The sequence below is a fragment of the Agrobacterium sp. RC10-4-1 genome, assembly GCF_014138475.1.
Classification (GTDB): domain Bacteria; phylum Pseudomonadota; class Alphaproteobacteria; order Rhizobiales; family Rhizobiaceae; genus Agrobacterium; species Agrobacterium pusense.
The window spans coordinates 1,426-3,891 of record NZ_JACJIT010000022.1; the positions used below are offsets into that span (position 1 = coordinate 1,426).

The window sequence follows — 2,466 nt, forward strand, 5'->3', positions numbered from 1 at the left end:
TGAACAACACACGAGATCCGTCACTACCACCAGGCCCACGAATATTAACGTGGTTCCCATCGACTACGCGTGTCCGCCTCGTCTTAGGGGCCGGCTAACCCTGCTCAGATTAACTTTAAGCAGGAACCCTTGGTCTTTCGGCGAGGGAGTCTCTCACTCCCTTTATCGTTACTCATGTCAACATTCGCACTTCCGATATCTCCAGCAGCCCTCACGGGTCCGCCTTCACAGACTTACGGAACGCTCCGCTACCACACATCTTACGATGTATCCTCAGCTTCGGTGCATGGCTTTAGCCCCGTTACATTTTCGGCGCAAAGACCCTTATTTAGACCAGTGAGCTGTTACGCTTTCTTTAAATGATGGCTGCTTCTAAGCCAACATCCTGGTTGTTTTGGGATCCTCACATCCTTTCCCACTTAGCCATGACTTGGGGACCTTAGCTGGAGGTCAGGGTTGTTGCCCTTTTCACGACGGACGTTAGCACCCGCCGTGTGTCTGCCGACTAGTACTCCTCGGTATTCGGAGTTTGGTTAGGATCAGTAAGACGGTGAGTCCCCATAGCCCATCCAGTGCTCTACCCCCGAGGGTATTCGGTCGACGCTCTACCTAAATAGATTTCGCGGAGAACCAGCTATTTCCGAGTTTGATTGGCCTTTCACCCCTAGCCACAAGTCATCCCGAACTATTGCAACAGTTATGGGTTCGGCCCTCCAGTTGGTGTTACCCAACCTTCAGCCTGCTCATGGCTAGATCACTCGGTTTCGGGTCTAATGCAACTAACTCAATCGCCCTATTCAGACTCGCTTTCGCTGCGCCTACACCTACCGGCTTAAGCTTGCTAGTTACACTAAGTCGTTGACCCATTATACAAAAGGTACGCCGTCACCCTTGCGGGCTCCGACTGTTTGTAGGCATCCGGTTTCAGGTTCTATTTCACTCCCCTCGTCGGGGTGCTTTTCACCTTTCCCTCACGGTACTTGTTCGCTATCGGTCATGCACGAGTACTTAGGCTTGGAGAGTGGTCTCCCCATGTTCAGACAGGATTTCACGTGTCCCGCCCTACTCAAGGACAATGACTGTTCTACGCGTAAGGGGCTATCACCCTCTATGGCCGACTTTTCCAAATCGTTCCGCTTTATTCATCATTGCCACTGGCCTGGTCCGCGTTCGCTCGCCACTACTTGCGGAGTCTCGGTTGATGTCCTTTCCTGCAGGTACTTAGATGTTTCAGTTCCCTGCGTTCGCTTCTTACCCCTATGTATTCGAAAGTAAGATACCTTATCACAATGCTTGGAAACCCAGGCCGTTCGTTAAAACAGACTGGATTTTCCAAGCATTTAAGGTGGGTTGCCCCATTCGGAGATCCATGGATCAAAGCTTATTCGCAGCTCCCCACGGCTTTTCGCAGCGTATCACGTCCTTCTTCGCCTGTGCATGCCAAGGCATCCACCAAATGCCCTTAATTCACTTCTTCGTTCTCATTGTCTATGCTCATCCATAGCCGCTCCAAAGGAACGGCAACCTGATTACCTTTTACAATCAAGTCCTTCCTGATGACATCGACGTGTCGGTATGGTCTTCATTGAGGGCACGCCGGTGCACCTCGAAGCCATACCATTAAGACCAGCTTCTCGAGATATCATCCGGTGATGCGCGGTCAGGCAACATCAATCCAGCATTCCCATCAGATGAAGGCCTAAACCTTCAAACAACAAAAATGCCTCGGACAAGCTTTCCTACCTACCTCCAATCCCTCCACCAATTCCGGCCGACTAAGCCATCTCAAGGTTTCACAGGGACTGGGCTCGGACGTTTCAAACCACAAGGGCTCAAAACACCTGGAAGCTTCCAGACATATCTTCTCTTCACAATGTATTCAGAACAGGCATCAGTCCTCTCAGACGATGCAAACTTTTATTTCCTCAAAGAAGACAATTCGCAGCCGCCGGATCAATTCTCCAGTACAGCGCGGTAGCGCGTCGCCGATCGTTCGGCGCCCTCGCGGAGGGTAGGTCCGAAGGACCGCTCACCCGTGAGCGCAATTAAATGGTGGAGCTGAGCGGGATCGAACCGCTGACCCCCTGCTTGCAAAGCAGGTGCTCTCCCAGCTGAGCTACAGCCCCATCCAGCTCGATCACCCAAGTCTCATCAACCAGGCGCGGCAACAATTCGCATCAACCAACAGTCTCAACCCAAACCCTCATTCGCATATGCAAATGGTGGGCCCGGGAAGACTTGAACTTCCGACCCCACGCTTATCAAGCGTGTGCTCTAACCAACTGAGCTACGGGCCCATTCCGGTACCGGTCGATGCGGCTTTTGTCTTCTTGAAGAAAGAGAAACGTGGACGGCGAACCTTGCCATACCAATCCGATTGCCGAAGCAATTCCGTGGCGTATTACGTTTCGATGGTCACCTGACTGGCGCCATCTATGTTCTAAAAAGCACGGGAAAGTTCATCTC

2 tRNA genes and 1 rRNA gene (1 of these 3 only partly in view) are annotated in these 2,466 nt (G+C 51.9%); all 3 read right to left on the minus strand.

Annotation, left to right across the window (positions count from 1 at the left end):
• Window positions 1-1,477 (minus strand): 23S ribosomal RNA (locus FHW77_RS26490); it reaches 1,400 nt to the left of the window's first position.
• A 573-nt stretch (window positions 1,478-2,050) separates the two neighbouring features.
• Window positions 2,051-2,126, minus strand: a tRNA-Ala gene (locus tag FHW77_RS26495).
• A 94-nt stretch (window positions 2,127-2,220) separates the two neighbouring features.
• Window positions 2,221-2,297: transfer RNA gene (locus FHW77_RS26500), tRNA-Ile, on the minus strand.
• Window positions 2,298-2,466: the final 169 nt, after the last annotated feature.